General features: G+C 71.9%; 15 protein-coding genes and 1 pseudogene. 9 read left to right on the forward strand and 7 right to left on the reverse strand.

Annotation, left to right across the window (positions count from 1 at the left end; translation table 11 throughout):
• The first annotated feature begins 181 nt into the window (after positions 1-181).
• The 5 genes from HG542_RS13485 (at position 182) to HG542_RS13505 (ending at position 3885) form a co-directional block, all read left to right on the forward strand.
• Positions 182-1111, forward strand: coding sequence for a sugar phosphate isomerase/epimerase family protein (locus tag HG542_RS13485; RefSeq protein WP_171081013.1), 930 nt, complete (start codon positions 182-184; stop codon positions 1109-1111).
• Positions 1112-1122: 11 nt separating this feature from the next.
• On the forward strand, positions 1123-2145 hold the full coding sequence (locus HG542_RS13490) for a Gfo/Idh/MocA family protein (protein WP_171081016.1): 1023 nt from the start codon (positions 1123-1125) through the stop codon (positions 2143-2145).
• Positions 2146-2147: 2 nt separating this feature from the next.
• The gene (locus tag HG542_RS13495; RefSeq protein ID WP_171081108.1) at positions 2148-3173 is read left to right on the forward strand and encodes a Gfo/Idh/MocA family protein; all 1026 of its coding nucleotides are present in this window, start codon (positions 2148-2150) and stop codon (positions 3171-3173) included.
• A 188-nt stretch (positions 3174-3361) separates the two neighbouring features.
• On the forward strand, positions 3362-3568 hold the full coding sequence (locus HG542_RS13500; protein ID WP_171081018.1) for a helix-turn-helix transcriptional regulator: 207 nt from the start codon (positions 3362-3364) through the stop codon (positions 3566-3568).
• Positions 3569-3657: 89 nt separating this feature from the next.
• Positions 3658-3885, forward strand: a complete 228-nt coding sequence (locus HG542_RS13505) for a heavy-metal-associated domain-containing protein (protein ID WP_229922834.1) — start codon at positions 3658-3660, stop codon at positions 3883-3885.
• A gap of 411 nt (positions 3886-4296) precedes the next feature.
• Here the strand turns inward: HG542_RS13505 and HG542_RS13510 are convergent, their stop codons facing one another.
• From HG542_RS13510 to HG542_RS13530, 5 genes are all read right to left on the reverse strand, one after another.
• Complete coding sequence (locus HG542_RS13510) at positions 4297-5586, reverse strand: citrate synthase (RefSeq protein WP_171081022.1); 1290 nt, start codon at positions 5584-5586, stop codon at positions 4297-4299.
• 174 nt (positions 5587-5760) lie between these two features.
• Complete coding sequence (recD2, locus tag HG542_RS13515; protein WP_171081023.1) at positions 5761-8004, reverse strand: SF1B family DNA helicase RecD2; 2244 nt, start codon at positions 8002-8004, stop codon at positions 5761-5763.
• Positions 8005-8294: 290 nt separating this feature from the next.
• Complete coding sequence (locus HG542_RS13520) at positions 8295-9128, reverse strand: sugar phosphate isomerase/epimerase family protein (protein WP_171081024.1); 834 nt, start codon at positions 9126-9128, stop codon at positions 8295-8297.
• Positions 9125-10243: a dihydrodipicolinate synthase family protein gene (locus HG542_RS13525; RefSeq protein WP_229922843.1), complete on the reverse strand. Its 1119-nt coding sequence runs from the start codon at positions 10241-10243 to the stop codon at positions 9125-9127. Before HG542_RS13525 ends, HG542_RS13520 begins: the two co-directional genes overlap by 4 nt.
• Positions 10244-10281: 38 nt before the next feature.
• Positions 10282-11451, reverse strand: coding sequence for a Gfo/Idh/MocA family protein (locus HG542_RS13530; RefSeq protein ID WP_171081026.1), 1170 nt, complete (start codon positions 11449-11451; stop codon positions 10282-10284).
• Positions 11452-11522: 71 nt separating this feature from the next.
• Here HG542_RS13530 and HG542_RS13535 point away from each other — a divergent pair.
• A pseudogene (locus tag HG542_RS13535) lies at positions 11523-12305 on the forward strand (sugar phosphate isomerase/epimerase family protein); the annotation flags it as partial.
• On the opposite strand, the gene HG542_RS13540 reads toward HG542_RS13535, so the two are convergent.
• A complete protein-coding gene (locus HG542_RS13540) occupies positions 12187-13161 on the reverse strand; it encodes an EamA family transporter (RefSeq protein ID WP_438816694.1) in 975 nt (324 codons plus the stop codon). The pseudogene HG542_RS13535 and the gene HG542_RS13540 overlap by 119 nt on opposite strands.
• A 100-nt stretch (positions 13162-13261) precedes the next feature.
• On the opposite strand from HG542_RS13540, the gene HG542_RS13545 reads away from it, so the two are divergent.
• The 3 genes from HG542_RS13545 to HG542_RS13555 all read left to right on the forward strand — a co-directional run bounded on the left by HG542_RS13545 (position 13262) and on the right by HG542_RS13555 (position 15777).
• Positions 13262-14167, forward strand: a complete 906-nt coding sequence (locus HG542_RS13545) for a LysR family transcriptional regulator (RefSeq protein WP_171081030.1) — start codon at positions 13262-13264, stop codon at positions 14165-14167.
• 59 nt (positions 14168-14226) lie between these two features.
• Complete coding sequence (locus HG542_RS13550) at positions 14227-14853, forward strand: TetR/AcrR family transcriptional regulator (protein ID WP_171081032.1); 627 nt, start codon at positions 14227-14229, stop codon at positions 14851-14853.
• A 351-nt stretch (positions 14854-15204) separates the two neighbouring features.
• Positions 15205-15777 carry a hypothetical protein gene (locus tag HG542_RS13555; protein WP_229922835.1) on the forward strand — a complete coding sequence of 191 codons (573 nt, stop codon included), beginning with the start codon at positions 15205-15207 and terminating at the stop codon, positions 15775-15777.
• Positions 15778-15793: 16 nt separating this feature from the next.
• On the opposite strand, the gene HG542_RS13560 is transcribed toward HG542_RS13555, so the two are convergent.
• Positions 15794-17254, reverse strand: a complete 1461-nt coding sequence (locus HG542_RS13560; protein ID WP_171081035.1) for a S28 family serine protease — start codon at positions 17252-17254, stop codon at positions 15794-15796.
• Between the last annotated feature and the right edge of the window lie 103 nt (positions 17255-17357).

Here is a 17357-nt window from a genome sequence, read left to right on the forward strand (position 1 = left end):
TTCGGCTGCGCACTCATGCAGGCCATCGTCGCGTCCCGCTCCGCACCACGTCAAGCATTTGTCCTTACATATAGACGTCATCAGGCATCCTTGACGTGACGTCCGTATGTCCGGACGAACTCTTGACACCCGTCCACCCGGCGGGAAGGCTACGGGCAACCCCCGAGAGGAGCGCCGCCGGATGTCCGCTGCCCACTCCCCCTCGCCCGCCACACCCGTGCTCGACCGGATCCGTGTCGGGTCGGCACCGGACTCCTGGGGGGTCTGGTTCGCCGAGGACCCGGCCCAGACCCCCTGGCGGCGATTCCTGGACGAAGTGGCCGAAGCCGGGTACGAGTGGATCGAACTCGGCCCGTACGGCTATCTGCCCACCGACCCCGGCCGGCTGCGCGAGGAGGTCGCCCGGCGCGGCCTGAACGTCTCGGCCGGCACGGTCTTCACCGCCCTGCACCGGGGCCCGGCCGTCTGGGACGAGACCTGGGAGCAGGTCTCCCGCGTCGCGGCGCTCACCCGGGCCATGGGTGCGGAACATCTCGTCGTCATCCCCTCCTTCTGGCGCGACGACAGGACCGCGGAGCTCATCGAGGAGCCCGAACTGACCGCCGGGCAATGGCATCACCTCGCCTCCGGCATGGAGCGCCTCGCCCGCGAGGTCCGCGACACCTTCGGGCTCGGCATCGCCGTCCACCCGCACGCCGACACCCACATCGACACCGAGGCGCACGTCGCGCGCTTCCTCGACGCCACCGACCCCGGCCTCGTCAACCTGTGCCTGGACACCGGGCACTACGCCTACTGCGGCGGCGACAGCGTCAAGCTGATCGAGACCTACGGCGAGCGCATCGGCTACCTGCACCTCAAGCAGGTGGACCCCGACATCCTCGCGGACGTCGTCCGGGACGGCACGCCCTTCGGGCCCGCGGTGGGACGGGGCGTGATGTGCGAACCGCCGCGCGGCGTACCGGAACTGGAGCCCGTCCTGGCCGCCGCGCAGGGGCTGGGCGTCGACCTCTTCGCCATCGTCGAGCAGGACATGTACCCGTGTCCGCCCGAGCAGCCGCTGCCCATCGCCCGCCGCACCCGCGCCTTCCTGCGCTCGTGCGGCGCGTGAGAGGAAACCTCATGACGTATCAGCACGCGCCGCTCGGCGTGGCCGTGATCGGCACCGGCCGGATGGGCTCGGACCACGTCCGGCGCATCGACGAAGTCATCAGCGGAGCGCGGGTGGCCGCCGTCGTGGACATCGACGGCGACCGCGCCAAGGCGGCCGCCGACCGCATCGAGGGCTGCACCGCCCACACCGACCCCGCGGCCGCGATGGCCTCCGCCGAGGTGGACGCCGTGCTGATCGCCTCGCCCGGCCCCGCCCACGAGGCGGCGCTGCTGGAGGCGTTCGCGCGCGGCCTGCCCGTCCTGTGCGAGAAGCCGCTCGCCCCGGACGCGGAGTCCGCCCTGCGCGTGGTGGAGGCGGAGGCGCGGCTGGGCAGACGACTGGTGCAGGTGGGGTTCATGCGGCGGTACGACGCCGAGTACCGGCAGCTCAAGGAGCTGCTGGACGGGGGCGGGATCGGGCGGACGCTGATGCTGCACTGCACCCATCGCAACGTCGCGACGCCGCCGGGCTACACGGGCCCGATGATGATCAACGACTCGGTCGTCCACGAGATCGACGTCACCCGCTGGCTGCTGGGCCAGGAGATCACCGCGGTGCAGGTGCTGCGGCCCGCGCCCACCGCGTCGGCACCGGCCGGGCTGAGCGATCCCCAACTGGTCCTCTTCGAGACCGCGGGCGGTGCCGTCGTCGACGTCGAGATCTTCGTCAACTGCGGCTTCGGCTACCAGGTGCGCTGCGAGGCGGTCGGCGAACGCGGCACGGCCCGCATCGGCGAGGCGCACGGGCTGTCGGTGGACGCGGCCGGGCGCTGGGGCGGGGCGATCGCGCAGGACTTCACCGAGCGCTTCCGGGCCGCGTACGACCGCGAGGTGCAGGACTGGGTGGACGCCACCCGGCGCGGGTACACCAGGGGCCCGAGCGCCTGGGACGGGTACGCGGCCGCCGCCGTCTGCGAGGCGGGCGTGCGGGCCCAGGACACGGGCGGGCGCACTCCCGTGCTGCTGGCCGAGCGGCCGGGGCTGTACCGGTGACCCTGCGGGTCGGGCTGCTGGGCGCGGGGCGGATCGGCTCCGTCCACGCAGCCGTGCTGGCCGGGCTGGACGAGGTCGGCGAGCTGCTGATCGGGGACGCGGATGCGGGGCGTGCCGCGGAACTGGCCGCGCGGACGGGCGGCGCGCGGGTGCGCCCCGTCGCCGCCGTCGACGACGCGTTCGCCTCCGGCGTCGACGCCGTCGTCATCGCCACCGCGACCGCCTCGCACGCCGCTCTGATCATCCGGGCGGCGCGGGCCGGCCTGCCGGCCTTCTGCGAGAAGCCCGTCGCCCTGGACGTGGCGGGCACGGCGGCCGCGCTGCGGGAGGTGTCGGCGGCGGGCACGCTGCTGCAGATCGGCTTCCAGCGGCGCTTCGACGCCGGGTACCGGGCCGCCCGCGAGGCGCTGCGCAGCGGCAGGCTCGGGCGGGTGCACACCATCCGGGCCGTCACCTCGGACCCCGCTCCCCCGCCCGCGGAGTTCCTGCCGCTGTCGGGAGGGCTCGTACGCGACTGCATGGTGCACGACTTCGACGCGGTGCGCTGGCTGACGGGGCGCGAGGTGGTGGAGGTGTTCGCGCGGGGTTCGGACGCGGGCGCGGCCATGTTCCGCGAGGCCGGCGACGTGGACACCGCTGCCGCGCTGCTCACGCTGGACGACGGCACGCTCGTCACCGCGACGGCGACGCGCTGCAACGGCGCGGGGTACGACGTGCGGATGGAGCTGTCCGGAGAGCTCGACCAGTGGGCCGTGGGTCTGGACGGGCGTACGCCCATGACCTCCGCGGAGCCGGGCGGTCCGGCTGCGCCGGCGCGGCCGTGGCCGGGGTTCCTGGAGCGTTTCGCGGGGGCCTACCGCGCCGAGCTGGCCGCGTTCGCCGGGGCGGTGGCGGGGGGCGGTGCGAGCCCGTGTCCCGGCGAGGAGGGGCTGCGGGCGCTGCTGGTGGCGGAGGCCTGCGAGCTCTCCCGGCGCGCCGACCGGCCCGTGCGGGTGGCCGAGGCGGCCGCCGCCGCGGGCCTCGCCTGACGGTCACGCCTCGGTAACGTACGTCACACGTCCGCACGCTCTGCGTCACAGGGGGGCAACTGCCGCCTGCACACGGTCACTCTGTGTCGCCACCTGGGGCCAGGCTCGGTGGGACCGAAAAGGCCGCGCCGCAGTCCCCCGACGGAACCCCCCTTCCGTGGCTGCGGTGCTGCGGAGAGGCGCGAGAGATGACCGACCGTCGACTCTGGTCCTACAAGGAGATCGCTGCACACATCGGCGTGCAGACGGACACCGTGCGCTCGTACCGGAAGCACGGGGTGATGCCCGCCCCGGACCTCACGGAGGGCGGCAAACCGTACTGGTTCGCCGACACGATCCGCTCCTGGGTGGCCTCGCGGCCCGGCAACAGCCCCCGGCGCCGGCTGCGGACCTGATCGCCCGTCACCTCATGACCCCCTGGGGGAAATACCCCCAGGGGGTAAGGTGTTGTCCACCGCGAGACGGTACGAGACACCGCCGCCCGATGAGGAGAACGCCCATGAGCACCACCACCTACAAGGTGACCGGCATGACCTGCGGCCACTGCGAGTCCGCGGTCAAGAGCGAGATTTCGGCCCTCGACGGCGTCACCGCGGTCGAGGCCGTCGCAGCCACCGGCCTGGTCACCGTCACCGCCGCAACCGCACCGGACGACGAGGCGATCCGCGCCGCCGTCGACGAGGCGGGCTACGAGCTCGTCGGCCGCGTCTGATTCCGGCCGTATCTCCGCACAACGACAGGCCCCGCTAAGACCGGATCCTTCACGAAATCTGCACGATCAACCTCTTGCCCTTTTACGTCCGTTTATGGCAGGAGACCTAGATCACATCGATTTGCAGGTAACCATTACCGGGGGTCGCTGGTCTAACCGGGCAGTGCTGGATCGTCTTGGGGGACGGTACCGGCCACGCGTGGCCGGGGCACGTACCCGGGGAGCTTTGAGCGGCCCTCCCGTCCGTACGTGTTCCGGCAGATCGCGCAGGCGTGAGCCCAGGCGTACCGAGGCTCCCGGACGGATCCCGTGGGGGGAATCCGGGCCGGGGTTACGGAAAAGCGCCCCGCTCCGACCCGTGGGGGGATCGGACGCGGGGCGCTTTTTCTCTGCCCTGGCGGGGTCAGGCCGTCAGCGCTGCTCCACCGGGACGAAGTCGCGCTCGACGACGCCCGTGTAGATCTGACGCGGGCGGCCGATGCGGGAGCCCGGCTCCTTGATCATCTCGTGCCACTGGGCGATCCAGCCGGGGAGCCGGCCGAGCGCGAAGAGCACGGTGAACATCTCGGTCGGGAAGCCCATGGCCCGGTAGATGAGACCGGTGTAGAAGTCCACGTTCGGGTAGAGGTTGCGCGAGACGAAGTAGTCGTCGCTGAGCGCGTGCTCCTCCAGCTTGAGCGCAATGTCCAGCAGCTCGTCGCTCTTGCCGAGGGCGGAGAGGACGTCGTGCGCCGCAGCCTTGATGATCTTCGCGCGGGGGTCGAAGCTCTTGTAGACGCGGTGCCCGAAGCCCATCAGGCGGACGCCGTCCTCCTTGTTCTTCACCTTGCGGATGAAGGTGTCGACGTCACCGCCGGAGGCGGCGATGGACTCCAGCATCTCCAGCACGGCCTGGTTGGCGCCGCCGTGCAGCGGGCCCCACAGGGCGTTGATGCCGGCGGAGATCGACGCGAAGAGGTTGGCCTGCGAGGAGCCCACCAGGCGCACGGTCGAGGTCGAGCAGTTCTGCTCGTGGTCCGCGTGCAGGATCAGCAGCTTGTCGAGCGCGCTGACGACGACCGGGTCCAGCTCGAACTCGGCGGCCGGCACGGAGAACGTCATGCGCAGGAAGTTCTCGACGTAGCCGAGGTCGTTGCGCGGGTAGACGACCGGGTGGCCGATCGACTTCTTGTAGGCGTAGGCCGCGATCGTGGGCAGCTTGGCGAGCAGCCGGATCGTGGACAGGTGACGCTGCTTCTCGTCGAACGGGTTGTGGCTGTCCTGGTAGAAGGTCGACAGCGCGCTGACCACGGAGGACAGCATCGCCATCGGGTGGGCGTCGCGCGGGAAGCCGTCGTAGAAGCGCTTGACGTCCTCGTGCAGCAGGGTGTGCTGGGTGATCTCCTGCTTGAAGGCCGCCAGCTCGTCGACGGTCGGCAGCTCGCCGTTGATCAGCAGGAACGCCGTCTCGAGGAACGTGCTGCGCTCGGCCAGCTGCTCGATCGGGTAACCGCGGTAGCGCAGGATGCCCTGCTCACCGTCGAGGTAGGTGACGGCGGATTTATAGGCGGCGGTGTTGCCGTAGCCGGAGTCAAGGGTCACCAGACCGGTCTGGGCGCGGAGCTTGCCGATGTCGAAGCCCTTGTCGCCGACGGTGCTCTCGATCACCGGGTAGGTGTATTCGCCGTCGCCGTACCGCAGTACTACAGAGTTCTCGCTCACGTCATCCCTCACCGACGTTGTGCCTCTTCTTCGAGGTGCCCTGACTACCCCTACCTTCCCCCATTTGGACGATGTACGTGCACTCGGGGTCGGCCATAGGGCCCAAGAACGGCACTCAGTGCCGTCCAACCCGCCCATCCTGCCCCCTTCGCCCTGATTGGTAAACCGTTCTGATCAGAGACGAACACCACCTCCTCCGCTTGTGAAGAGTCGGTGATCGAGGGCGGTACAGCGCCTGCCCGCCGAGACGGTGCGCACCGCCTGACCCAGGGCCCTCCGCGAGCCCACCAGTACCACCAGTTTCTTCGCCCTGGTGACCGCTGTATAGAGGAGATTACGCTGCAGCATCATCCAGGCACCCATAGTGACCGGGATCACCACCGCCGGATACTCGCTGCCCTGTGAGCGATGGATCGTCACCGCGTAGGCGTGGGCGAGCTCGTCGAGCTCGTCGAAGTCGTAGTCGACGTCCTCGTCCTCGTCGGTGCGCACGGACAGCTTCTGCTCCACCGCGTCCAGCGCCGTCACCACGCCCACCGTGCCGTTGAAGACGCCGTTCCTGCCCTTCTCGTAGTTGTTGCGGATCTGGGTGACCTTGTCGCCGACGCGGAAGACCCGCCCGCCGAAGCGGCGTTCGGGCAGATCGGGGCGGGCGGGCGTGACGGCCTGCTGGAGCAGGCCGTTGAGCGTGCCCGCACCCGCCGGGCCACGGTGCATGGGGGCCAGCACCTGGACGTCCCGGCGCGGGTCGAGCCCGAACTTCGCGGGGATGCGCCGGGCGGCCACGTCCACCGTCAGCCGGCCCGCCTCCTCGGTGTCCTCCTCCGCGAAGAGGTAGAAGTCCGCCAGCCCCTGAGTGATGGGCGGCACACCCGAGTTGATGCGGTGTGCGTTCGTCACCACGCCGGACTGCTGTGCCTGCCGGAAGATCCGGGTGAGCCGTACGGCGGGGACGGGGCTGCCGTCGGCCAGCAGGTCGCGGAGCACCTCGCCCGCGCCGACGGACGGGAGTTGGTCCACGTCGCCCACGAACAGCAGGTGGGCGCCCGGCGGAACGGCCTTGACGAGCTTGTTGGCCAGCAACAGGTCGAGCATGGACGCCTCGTCGACCACCACCAGGTCGGCATCCAGCGGCCGGTCCCGGTCGTACGCCGCGTCACCGCCGGGCTTGAGCTCCAGCAGCCGGTGGACGGTCGAGGCCTCCGCGCCGGTCAGCTCGGACAGCCGCTTCGCGGCCCGGCCGGTCGGGGCGGCGAGCACCACCTTGGCCTTCTTGGCGCGCGCCAGCTCCACCACCGAGCGCACGGTGAAGGACTTGCCGCAGCCCGGGCCGCCGGTGAGGACGGCGACCTTGCTGGTCAGGGCGAGCCGGACCGCCTGCTGCTGCTCGGCGGCGAGCTCCGCGCCCGTGCGTCCGGACAGCCACGCCAACGCCTTGTCCCAGTCGACGTCGTGGAAGGCGGCGAGCCGGTCCTCCCCGGCGCGCAGCAGGCGCGTCAACTGGCCGGCCAGCGACAGCTCGGCGCGGTGGAACGGCACGAGGTACACGGCCGTGACGGGCTCGCCGCCGTCCGGACCCGGGACGTTCTCGCGGACCACGCCCGCGCCGTCCTCGCCGTGGTCGTCGGAGGCCAGTTCGGCGAGGCAGTCGATGACGAGTCCGGTGTCGACCTGGAGCAACTTCACGGCGTCCGCGATCAGTTGCTCCTCGGGCAGGAAGCAGTGGCCCTGGTCGGCGGACTGGGAAAGGGCGTACTGCAGGCCCGCCTTGACGCGGTCGGGACTGTCGTGCGGGATGCCGACGGACTGGGCGATGCGGTCGGCGGTCAGGAAGCCGATGCCCCACACGTCGACGGCCAGCCGGTAGGGCTGATTGCGTGTCACGGAGATCGAGGCGTCGCCGTATTTCTTGTAGATGCGCACGGCGATGGACGTGGAGACGCCGACACCCTGGAGGAAGAGCATGACCTCCTTGATGGCCTTCTGCTCCTCCCAGGCGGCACCGATCGAGCGCGTGCGCTTGGGGCCCAGGCCGGGGACCTCGATCAGGCGCGCGGGCTCCTTCTCGATGATGTCGAGGGTGTCCGTGCCGAAGTGGCTCACGATCCGGTCCGCGATGCGCGGGCCCACGCCCTTGATCAGGCCGGAGCCCAGGTAGCGGCGGATGCCCTGGATCGTGGCGGGCAGGACCGTGGTGTAGTTCTCCACGGTGAACTGGCGGCCGTACTGCGGGTGGGAGCCCCAGCGGCCCTCCAGCCGGAGCGACTCGCCGGGCTGCGCGCCGAGCAGCGAGCCGACGACCGTGAGGAGGTCGCCGCTGCCGCGGCCGGTGTCGACGCGGGCGACCGTGTAGCCGTTCTCCTCGTTGGCGTAGGTGATCCTTTCGAGGACCCCTTCGACCACTGCCAGTTGCACCATGCCCCGACGGTACCGGTGCCGTCCGACAGGGCGTTCGGGGCTGGGGATATCCGCGGTTCCGCTTCCGCCCGGACGGAACGCCGGACGGAACACCCGGGCACCCGTGACGTATTCGAGGGGCCCGGTCCGTCGACCGGGCCCCTCGGGTCCCCCCTTGCAACGGCTTCCTCCGAATCCCCCCGGATCCCTCCCCAGGAAGCCTGATGCACAGTACGACCCACGGGAGCCGCGAACGGTTGCAGTCGATCCAAGGCGTTATGCTTCCGTTACGGAAGGTAGGGAACCCCAGTTCACAGCACATGCGTCCGATACCGTTCCAGCACTTCGGCGAGCACGCCGGCCCCGTCGCGCGCCCACAGCGCCGGGCTGAAGATCTCCACCTCGACCGGGCCCGTATAGCCCGCGGCATCGGCCCGTTCGCGGAACCACCGCAGGTCCACGGAGCCGTCGCCGAGCTGCCCCCGCCCCAGCAGCGCGCCCTCGGGCAGGGGCGTGATCCAGTCGGCGAGCTGGAGGGCCGCGATCCGTCCGCCCCGTCCCGCCCGCGCCAGCTGCCCGGCCACCGTGTCGTCCCACCACAGGTGATAGGCGTCGACGACCACGCCGACGCGCTCCGCCGGGAAGCGCTCGGCGAGGTCGAGGGCCTGGCGGAGGGTGGAGACCACGCTGCGGTCGGACGCGAACAGCGGGTGCAGCGGCTCGACCGCCAGCCGCACCCCGTGGGCCGCCGCGTACGGCGCCAGCTCGCCCAGCGCGTCCGCGATCCGCTCGCGCGCCCCGGACAGGTCCCGGCTGCCCGGCGGCAGCCCGCCGCACACCAGCACCAGCGTGCCGGTGCCGAGGACGGCCGCCTCCTCGATCGCCGCCCGGTTGTCGTCCACGGCGGCGATCCGCTCCGCAGGGTCGGCAGCCGTCAGGAAGCCGCCCCGGCACAGGCTGCTGACCGCCAGCCCCGCCTCCCGCACCAGCCGCGCCGCGGCCCGCAGTCCGTACGCGCGCACCGGCTCCCGCCACAGCCCGACGTACCGGACCCCGGCCGCCGTGCAGCCGGCCACCAGCTCGGGCAGCGACCACTGGCGAATGGTCTGCTGGTTGAGGCTGAACCGTTCGATGCCGCTGTTCACTGCTCCACCCCGTGCACGGCCAGCAGCCGTGCCATGCGCGCCTCGGCCAACTGCGGGTCGGGGAACAGACCCAGCCCGTCGGCGAGTTCATAGGCATGCGCGAGGTGCGGCAGCGACCGGGCGGCGTGCAGGCCGCCCGCCATGGTGAAGTGCGCCTGGTGACCGGACAGCCAGGCCAGCAGCACCACACCCGTCTTGTAGAAGCGTGTCGGAGGCGCGAACAGGTGACGCGCCAGCGGCACGGTCGGATCCAGCAGGGCCCGGCAGCCGGAGCCGTCGCCGGCGTCCAGCAGGCGCAGCGCCTGGGCCGCGAGAGGGCCCAGCGCGTCGAAGACGCCGAGCAGGGCGTCGCTGTGGTGTTCGCCGTCCCCTTCGACGAGTTCCGGGTAGTGGAAATCGTCGCCCGTGTAGCAGCGCACGCCGTCCGGAAGGGCGCGCCGCAGGGCCCGTTCACGCTCCGCGTCCAGCAGGGAGACTTTCACGCCGTCGACCTTGCCCGCGTGCTCGGTGACGATCGCGAGCAGCGTGCCGGTGGCCTCGTCCAGGTCGGTGCTGCCCCAGTAGCCGTCCAGTTGAGGGTCGAACACCGGGCCCAGCCAGTGCAGGATGACGGGTGCAGCAGTTTGGCGGAGCAAGCGGCCGTAAACCTCCCGGTAGTCGTCCGCAGTCGTGGCCACGGCTGCCAGCGCCCTGGAGGCCATCACGACTGCCCGCGCCCCCGCGCCCTCGACGGTCGACAGCTGCTCCTCGTAGGCCGCCGTGACGTCGGAGAGGGTCAGCGGGCCGTAGGGCGGGGCGAGTTGGTCGGTGCCCGCTCCGCAGACGAGCGATCCGCCGACGGCTGCCGCCTCGGCTGCCGTGCGGCGGATCAGTTCGGCCGCGGCCGGCCAGTCCAGGCCCATGCCGCGCTGTGCGGTGTCCATGGCCTCCGCCACGCCCAGGCCGTGCGCCCACAGGTGGCGGCGGAAGGCGAGCGTGGCGTCCCAGTCGAGGGCTGCCGGGCCGTGCGGCGTGGTGTTGCCGAAGGGGTCGGCGACGACATGGACGCCGGCGAAGGCCGTCCGGGAGGCCGGGGGCGGGCCCGGCGCCACCGGATGCGGCTCGGCTCTCGGCATGTAGCGGCGCAGTGCCCCCGTCGCGTCCGGCAGCCGGATCACCGGGCCGGCTCCGGCACGTCGAGCCTGCGGCCCTCGGCCGAGGAGCGCGCGCCAAGTTCGGCGAGCTGTACGCCGCGTGCTCCGGCGAACAGGTCCCAGCGCCAGGGCCCGCCCTGCGCCACGTGCCGCAGGAACAGCTCCCACTGCGTCTTGAAGGCGTTGCCGAACTCACCGTTGTCCGGCACCTCCTGCCACTGGGCGCGGAAGTCGTCGGCGGCCGGGACGTCCGGGTTCCACACGGGCCGCGGGGTGACCGAGCGGTGCTGCACGCGGCAACCGCGCAGTCCCGCGACGGCCGAGCCGTCCGTCCCGTCGACCTGGAGCTCCAGCAGCTCGTCCCGGTGCACCCGCACCGCCCAGGAGGAGTTGAACTGGGCGACGGCTCCGCCCTCCAGGCCGAAGACCGCATAGGCCGCGTCGTCGGCGGTCGCCTCGTAGGGCTTTCCCTGCTCGTCCCAGCGGCGCGGCAGGTGCGTCGACAGCTGCGCCTGCACGGTGCGCACCGGTCCGAACAGCTCCCTCAGCACGTACTCCCAGTGGGGAAACATGTCGGCTGCGATGCCGCCGCCGTCCGCCGCGCGGTAGTTCCACGACGGCCGCTGGGCGCTCTGCCAGTCCCCTTCGAAGACCCAGTAGCCGAACTCCCCGCGTACCGAGAGCACACGCCCGAAGAAGCCGCCTGCGACGAGCCGTTCCAGCTTGCGGATGCCCGGGAGGAAGAGCTTGTCCTGGACGACGCCGTGGCGGACGCCGGCAGCGTCCGCCAGGCGGGCCAGACGGATCGCGCCTGCGTGGTCACGTGCGACGGGTTTCTCGCAGTACACGTGCTTGCCCGCGGTGATGGCCCTGCGCACTGCGTCCTCACGGGCGCAGGTGGCCTGTGCGTCGAAGTAGACGTCGACGGACGGGTCGGACAGGACGGTGTCCAGATCGCAGGACCATTCGTCGATCCCGTACCGCCGGGCGAGCTCCGCGAGCTTGCGTGCGTCACGTCCGACGAGCACCGGTTCGGGCCGCAGGACGGTGCCGTCGGCGAGTGGCAGGCCGCCCTCGTCGCGCAGGGCGAGGACGGAGCGTACGAGGTGCTGGTGGTGGCCCATCCGGCCGGTCACACCGTTCATGGCGATGCGGAGGACCGTGCCGTCGGCCGACTCCCTGGCCGTCATCCCGCGAAGCTAGCACCCCCGTCTGCCGTACGGGGCGCATTCCGGACCGCCGGGCGGGGAAGCCGCTCTTCATGAAACTGGCTTTCTCCACCCTCGGTGTCCCCGGCCTTCCCCTCCCCGACGTGGTGCGCCTCGCCGGCGACTGCGGCTACGACGGCGTCGAACTGCGCACCCACCCGGAGGAACCCGTGCACCCGGGCCTCCTGCCCGTCGAACGCGCCGCGGTGACCGCGGCGTTCGCCGACGCGGGTGTGGAACTCCTGTGCCTCGCCGGATACGTCCGGGTCGCCGCGTCCGGCCCGGACGGCCCCGTGCTGGAGGACCTCGCGGAACTGGTGCGGCTGGCCGGCGAGCTCGGGGCGCCGTACGTACGTGTCTTCCCCGGCGCCGGCGAGCCGCCGGCCGCGGAGGCCGACACGGTCGCCGCGCGCCGGCTGGGGGCGATCGCCCCGCTCGCCGCGGACTCGGGCGTGCGGGTGCTGCTGGAGACCCACGACTCGCACAGCAGGGCCCAGGACGCGGTGCGCATCCTGGGCCCGGTGGGGCACGGCAGCATCGGCGCGCTGTGGGACGTGCTGCACACCTGGCGGGGCGGGGAGCAGCCGGAGTCCAGCCTCCCCGCGCTCGCCCCGCACCTGGGCTACGTGCAGGTGAAGGACGTCGCCTCCGCGGAGAACACGGCTCCGCTGCCGCTGGGCACCGGCGTGCTGCCGCTGGCCGGCTGCGTGGGCGCGCTCAGCGCGTCGGGCTGGGACGGCTGGCTGTGCTGGGAGTACGAGAAGCGCTGGTACCCGCAGGCCGCGGACTTCGCGCAACTGGCAGGCCCCGGGCGGGAGTACCTGCGGGGGCTGGTCGCCGCCGCCCCGGCAGCGAGGTGAGCGCGACCCCGCCCACCAGGAGGGCCGCCGCGCACCAGCGCAGCGGGCTCACCTCCTCGCCCAGCAGGAGGGCCGCGGAGGACATGCCGAACACGGGCACCAGCAGCGAGAAGGGGGCCACTGTCGTGGCGTCGTAGGTGCGCAGCAGGAACCCCCAGACGCCGAAGCCGAGCAGCGTGGTGATCCAGGCGACGTACACGACGGCGCCCACGCCGCTCCAGTCCAGCGAGCGCAGCGCCTCGGCGTCGGCGGCCGGGCCCTCGAAGAGCAGGGAGAGCAGCAGCAGGGGCAGCACCGGGACCGCGCTGACCCACACCATGAACCGCAGGGCGTCCGGCGGCGCGGCCTTGCGGGTCAGGACGTTCGAGACGCCCCAGAAGGCCGCGGCGGCCACCACCAGGGCGAAGCCGGTCAGCGGCCCCGAAGTCCCCTCGTCGACCGCGGCCACCACGATGCCCGCCAGGGCCACGCCCATGCCCAGCAGCCGGACGCGGCCGGGCCGTTCGCCGAGGGCGGCCATGGCGAACAGGGCGGTGAAAACCGCCTGGACCTGGAGCACCAGCGAGGACAGTCCGGCCGGCATCCCGGCATGCATCCCGATGAACAGCAGCCCGAACTTGGCCACGCCCAGCACCAGTCCGACCGCGACGACCCACCGCCACCTCACCCGGGGCGGGCCGACGAAGAGGACGGCGGGCACCGCTGCGGCGAGAAAGCGCAGCGCGCAGAACAGCAGTGGCGGGAAGTGGCCGAGGCCAATGTCGATGACGACGAAGTTGACGCCCCAGAGGGCGGCGACGAGCACGCCGAGGGCGAGGTGGAGCGGACGCATGCGATCAGCATCACGGCGCCCGACCGTTCAGCACCAGCACGGGCTGCTTCATGATGGGATTCAGCAACGCTCAACAATGGGACATCCGCCGGGGGCTCACATGCTGGACCTGTCACGTCTGAGGGCCCTGCACGCCGTCTCCGTGCACGGCTCGGTCAGTGCGGCGGCCCTCGCGCTGGGCTACACGCCCTCCGCGATCTCGCAGTCGATCACCAAGCTGGAGCGTGAGACGCGCACCACCCTGCTGGAGCGGCGCGGGCGGGGGGTGATGCTCACCGACGCGGCCGTCGAACTGGCCGAGACCGCACGGGAACTGCTGGCCATGGTCGAGCGTGCCGAGACGGACCTGGAGGAGCGGCGCGGGCAGCCCGCCGGACGGATCGTCGTCGGGGCGTTCGCCTCGGCCGCACGCGGCCTGCTGCCCGGTGCACTGGCCCGGCTCACCCGTGAACACCCCGCGCTGGACACCCGGTTGGTCGAGGTCGACCCCCACCTGTCGGTCGGCCTGGTGGCCCAGGGAGCCCTCGACGTCGCGGTCTGGCACGACTGGGACATCGTGCCGCACCCCACGCCGGAGCGCCTGGAACGGGCGAAGATCGGCGACGACCTGTGCGACGTGCTCGTACCGGAAGGACATCCGCTGGCCGGACGGGAACGGCTGGAGCGCAGCGACCTGGTGGGCCTGCGCTGGATCGGCAACCCGCCGGGCACGGTCTGCCACGACTGGCTGGTCCGTACGCTGCGCGCCCTCGGCAGCGAGCCGGACCTCGCCTACCAGGCTGCGGAGAACCACACGCAGGTCGCCCTCGTCGCGGCCGGGCTGGGCGTCGCCGTCATGCCCCGGCTGGGCCGCGGACCGCTGCCCGAAGGGGTGGTGGACGTGCCCCTGGAGCCCGCCCCGGTCCGCCGGCTGTTCGCCTACTGGCGCACCGGCGCCGCCCGCAGGCCCGCCATCAGGGAAACACTGCGGGTGCTGCGCGAGCAGTGGCCGCAGCGAGCCGCCTGACCGGTCGATTTGAGCGATCGATTGAACCGTATGATGAACGCTCGTCGAGAGGGCGGCACATGTCGGTGGAGACCAGGGAACGGCTGATCGCCGCCGCAGGGGCGGTACTGCGCACGCAGGGCTACGGCAAGGCCAGCGCGCGGACCATAGCCAAGGAGGCGGGCGTCAACTCGGCGCTGATCTTCTACCACTTCGGGGGCGTCGACCCGCTGCTGTTCGCCGCACTCGACCGGTCGTCCGACGAACGCATGGCGATGCACACCGCCACCGTCGCCGAATGCCGCACCCTGGAGGAGCTCGCCGCTGCCGCCACCCGCATCTACCGCGACGACCTCGAAGGCGGCCATATCGCCCTGCTCTCCGAGCTCGTGGCGGCGGCCGTGGCCAAGCCCGAACTGCGCGGGGAGATCAAGGTGCGGGTCGAGCCGTGGATGGCCTTCATGGAGGAGACCCTGGAACGGGTCATCGGCGGCACCGCGCTGGCCCGGCTCACTCCGCCGCGCGATCTGGCCAACGCCGCCTGCACGTTCTACCTCGGGGTCAACCTCTTCACCGTGCTGGACGCCGACCGGTCGCGCACCGATTCCGTCTTCGCGATGGTCCGGCGGCTCGCCCCGCGCGCAAGGCTGCTCACCCTGCGCCGTCCCGTACGCCTCCGCCGGGCACAGCACCGCGCAGCCCAGTAGGCCGCGGGGCACGGAACCGCTCCGGTGCGCCGTACGTCGAAGCGACGTGCAGCCGGGGAGCCTCCGCAGAGCGGTGTCGGCGTCGCTGACCGCCGCGTTGCTGACCACCCTCTCCGCCGCCTGCGGCCGGCCGCACCCCGCCGTCGGCGTACCCCCTCCCGACAGCGCCGGCGGTGGGCCGCCCCGCGGGCGCTGTCGGGAGGGACGGCCGGTCACCCTGCGCGAAGCCCGGCGCACGCCTGGCGTGTGCCGGTCGCGTCGGGTAACTGTGGGCCGGTTGCCAGGGGTTGGGGGATCATGCGTCGTCACTTGCTGTCCGCAGCGTTGCTCGCATCGGCCACGCTGTCGGGGATGTTCACACTGAGCGGCTGCCAGGAACAGCCGGTGCAGAACGCCGCCGCCTCCGGCAGCCGGACCCTGCAGGCGCGGCAGGGGCGTCCCGCACAGTTCCTGGCGCGGGGCACCTGCGCCGGACACGGCCGGGGCGGTGCGGCCTTCGGGGAGGTCGACTGCGCGGGCGACGAGGCCACCGCCAGCGTGCTGGCCCGCTACAACGGCCCGCAGGCGAGCGGGCCGCGCTGCCCGGACGACACCGACTTCGTCCTCCACATCGCAGCCGTCGACACGGGCACCTCGGAGCGGGAGAGCTCGCCCGAGGGCTACGCGTGCATGCGCAACCTGCGGCCCCCGCACCCCGGGGACCCCGGCATGGGCGGCGGGCCGCTCACGGTGGCGGGGGACTGCGTCTACACGGAGCGCGAAGGGGTGGTGAAGGAGACGGCGTGCGACGGCTCGACGGGCCACGCGCCGGAGTACCGCGTCGAGGAGACGGTGCCCACGCGGGACGACTGCCCGGAGCAGACGGACCTCTACGTGGACGTGGGCGGCAGGGCTCCCGTGGGATGCGCCCGCCGCCTGTCCTGACACGCCTGAGGCGGCTTCACGGCCGCAGCATGGCCTCCCGCTCCACCGGCTGGCGGTCCAGCTTGGCGTCGTACGGCGCCAGCGGCTTCGCGTGCCGCTCGTCCTTCCGGACGTCCGCGGGGGCGACGCCCGCCCACTTCAGGACCTCGGCCGTGGCCGTGGCCCGCTCGTCGGCCACCAACTGGGCGATATTCGAACCGTGGTTGCCGCCGGGGGCGACGAAGCGGTAGTCGTGCCGGGCCGCGGCGTCGCGGCCGAGGCGGAACGGTTCGGCACCCCAGGGGTCGTTCTGGCCGTAGACGAAGAGCATCTGCGTGCTGTCGTTGCGCACCCAGCGGTCGACGTCGGCCATGACGCCCGGCTTCCACTTCATCGGTATGTCGCGCGACACGTAGTTGCGCGGGGCGTAGATGCCCGGGTAACGCAACAGACCCTTCAGATGAGGCGTCTTGAAGGTCGGGGAGCCGAGTTCGGTGCCCGCCTGGTAGTAGTACGGGGTGAAGCGCTCAAGGCCCTGGTCCGTGTAGCCGTCGAAGCCCGAGATGGTGTCGATGAACTTGTAGAGCTCGTCCGTCGATGCGTTGGTCGCGGGGACGGATGCGCAGTCGCTCTGCAGGTGGTACTGCCAGAACGACCACACCAGGTCCAGGACGACGTTCTCGTACGCCTTGTCGGCGCTGCCGACCACCTTGAACGTCTTGCCGTTCTCGTCGGCCCACTTCTGGTAGCGGGCCACGATCTGGTCACGGCGGAGGAGCGCCTCCCGCTGCACCGAATTGAGCTGCGTGCGGCAGGCCTTGTCGCCGACGGTGGCGAAGAAGCGGTCGTACGGGCGGTCGTCGCCGTTGTGCACGTCGTTGGGCGCGACGTAGGCGACGGTGCCGTTCATGTCGTGCGGGAAGAAGCGGCGGTAGTAGGTGGCCGTCATGCCGCCCTTGCTGCCGCCCGTCGCCAGCCAGTTCTTGCCGTAGACGGTCTTCAGGGCCTGGTACAGGCGGTGCTGGTCGTTGGCCGCCTGCCAGATGTCGAGCGTGGACCAGTCGGCCGGCTGCGGCCGGGACGGGGTGAAGAAGCGGTACTCCATCGACACCTGGTTGCCGTCGACGATGCGGGTCGGCTCGCTGCGCGACGGGGTGGTGGAGACGTTGTACCCGGAGGTGTAGAAGACGGTGGGCCGGTCCGTGGACTTGTGCAGCAGGGTGAAGCGCTGCTCGAACGTCCCGCGGTCGGGATGCCGGTGGTCGACCGGCTGGGTGTAGGTGAGCACGAGGTAGCGGTAGCCCTGGTAGGGCTTCTCCTCGACGAAGTGCATGCCCGGGATCTGCAGGATGCGGTCCTTGATGTCCGCGGTGTCCTGTGTCTCCCCGGCGGTCGTCCCGGTGGCGGCCGTGGCCGCCAGGGCCGGTGCGGCGCCGGCGCCGGCGAGTGTGCCTATGCACATCACCAGCGCCGGCAGCCATCTGCGAGCCGTGCGCATGTTCCCTCCCCATGGGTTCGCAAAGGTCGCCGCGAACCTACCCAAGGGGGCAGGCGGCACGCCAGAGTTCACCCGTGAGAGAAGGGACGCCGGTGGTCCACGC

It is taken from the genome of Streptomyces morookaense (genome assembly GCF_013030945.1).
GTDB lineage: Bacteria > Actinomycetota > Actinomycetes > Streptomycetales > Streptomycetaceae > Streptomyces > Streptomyces morookaensis.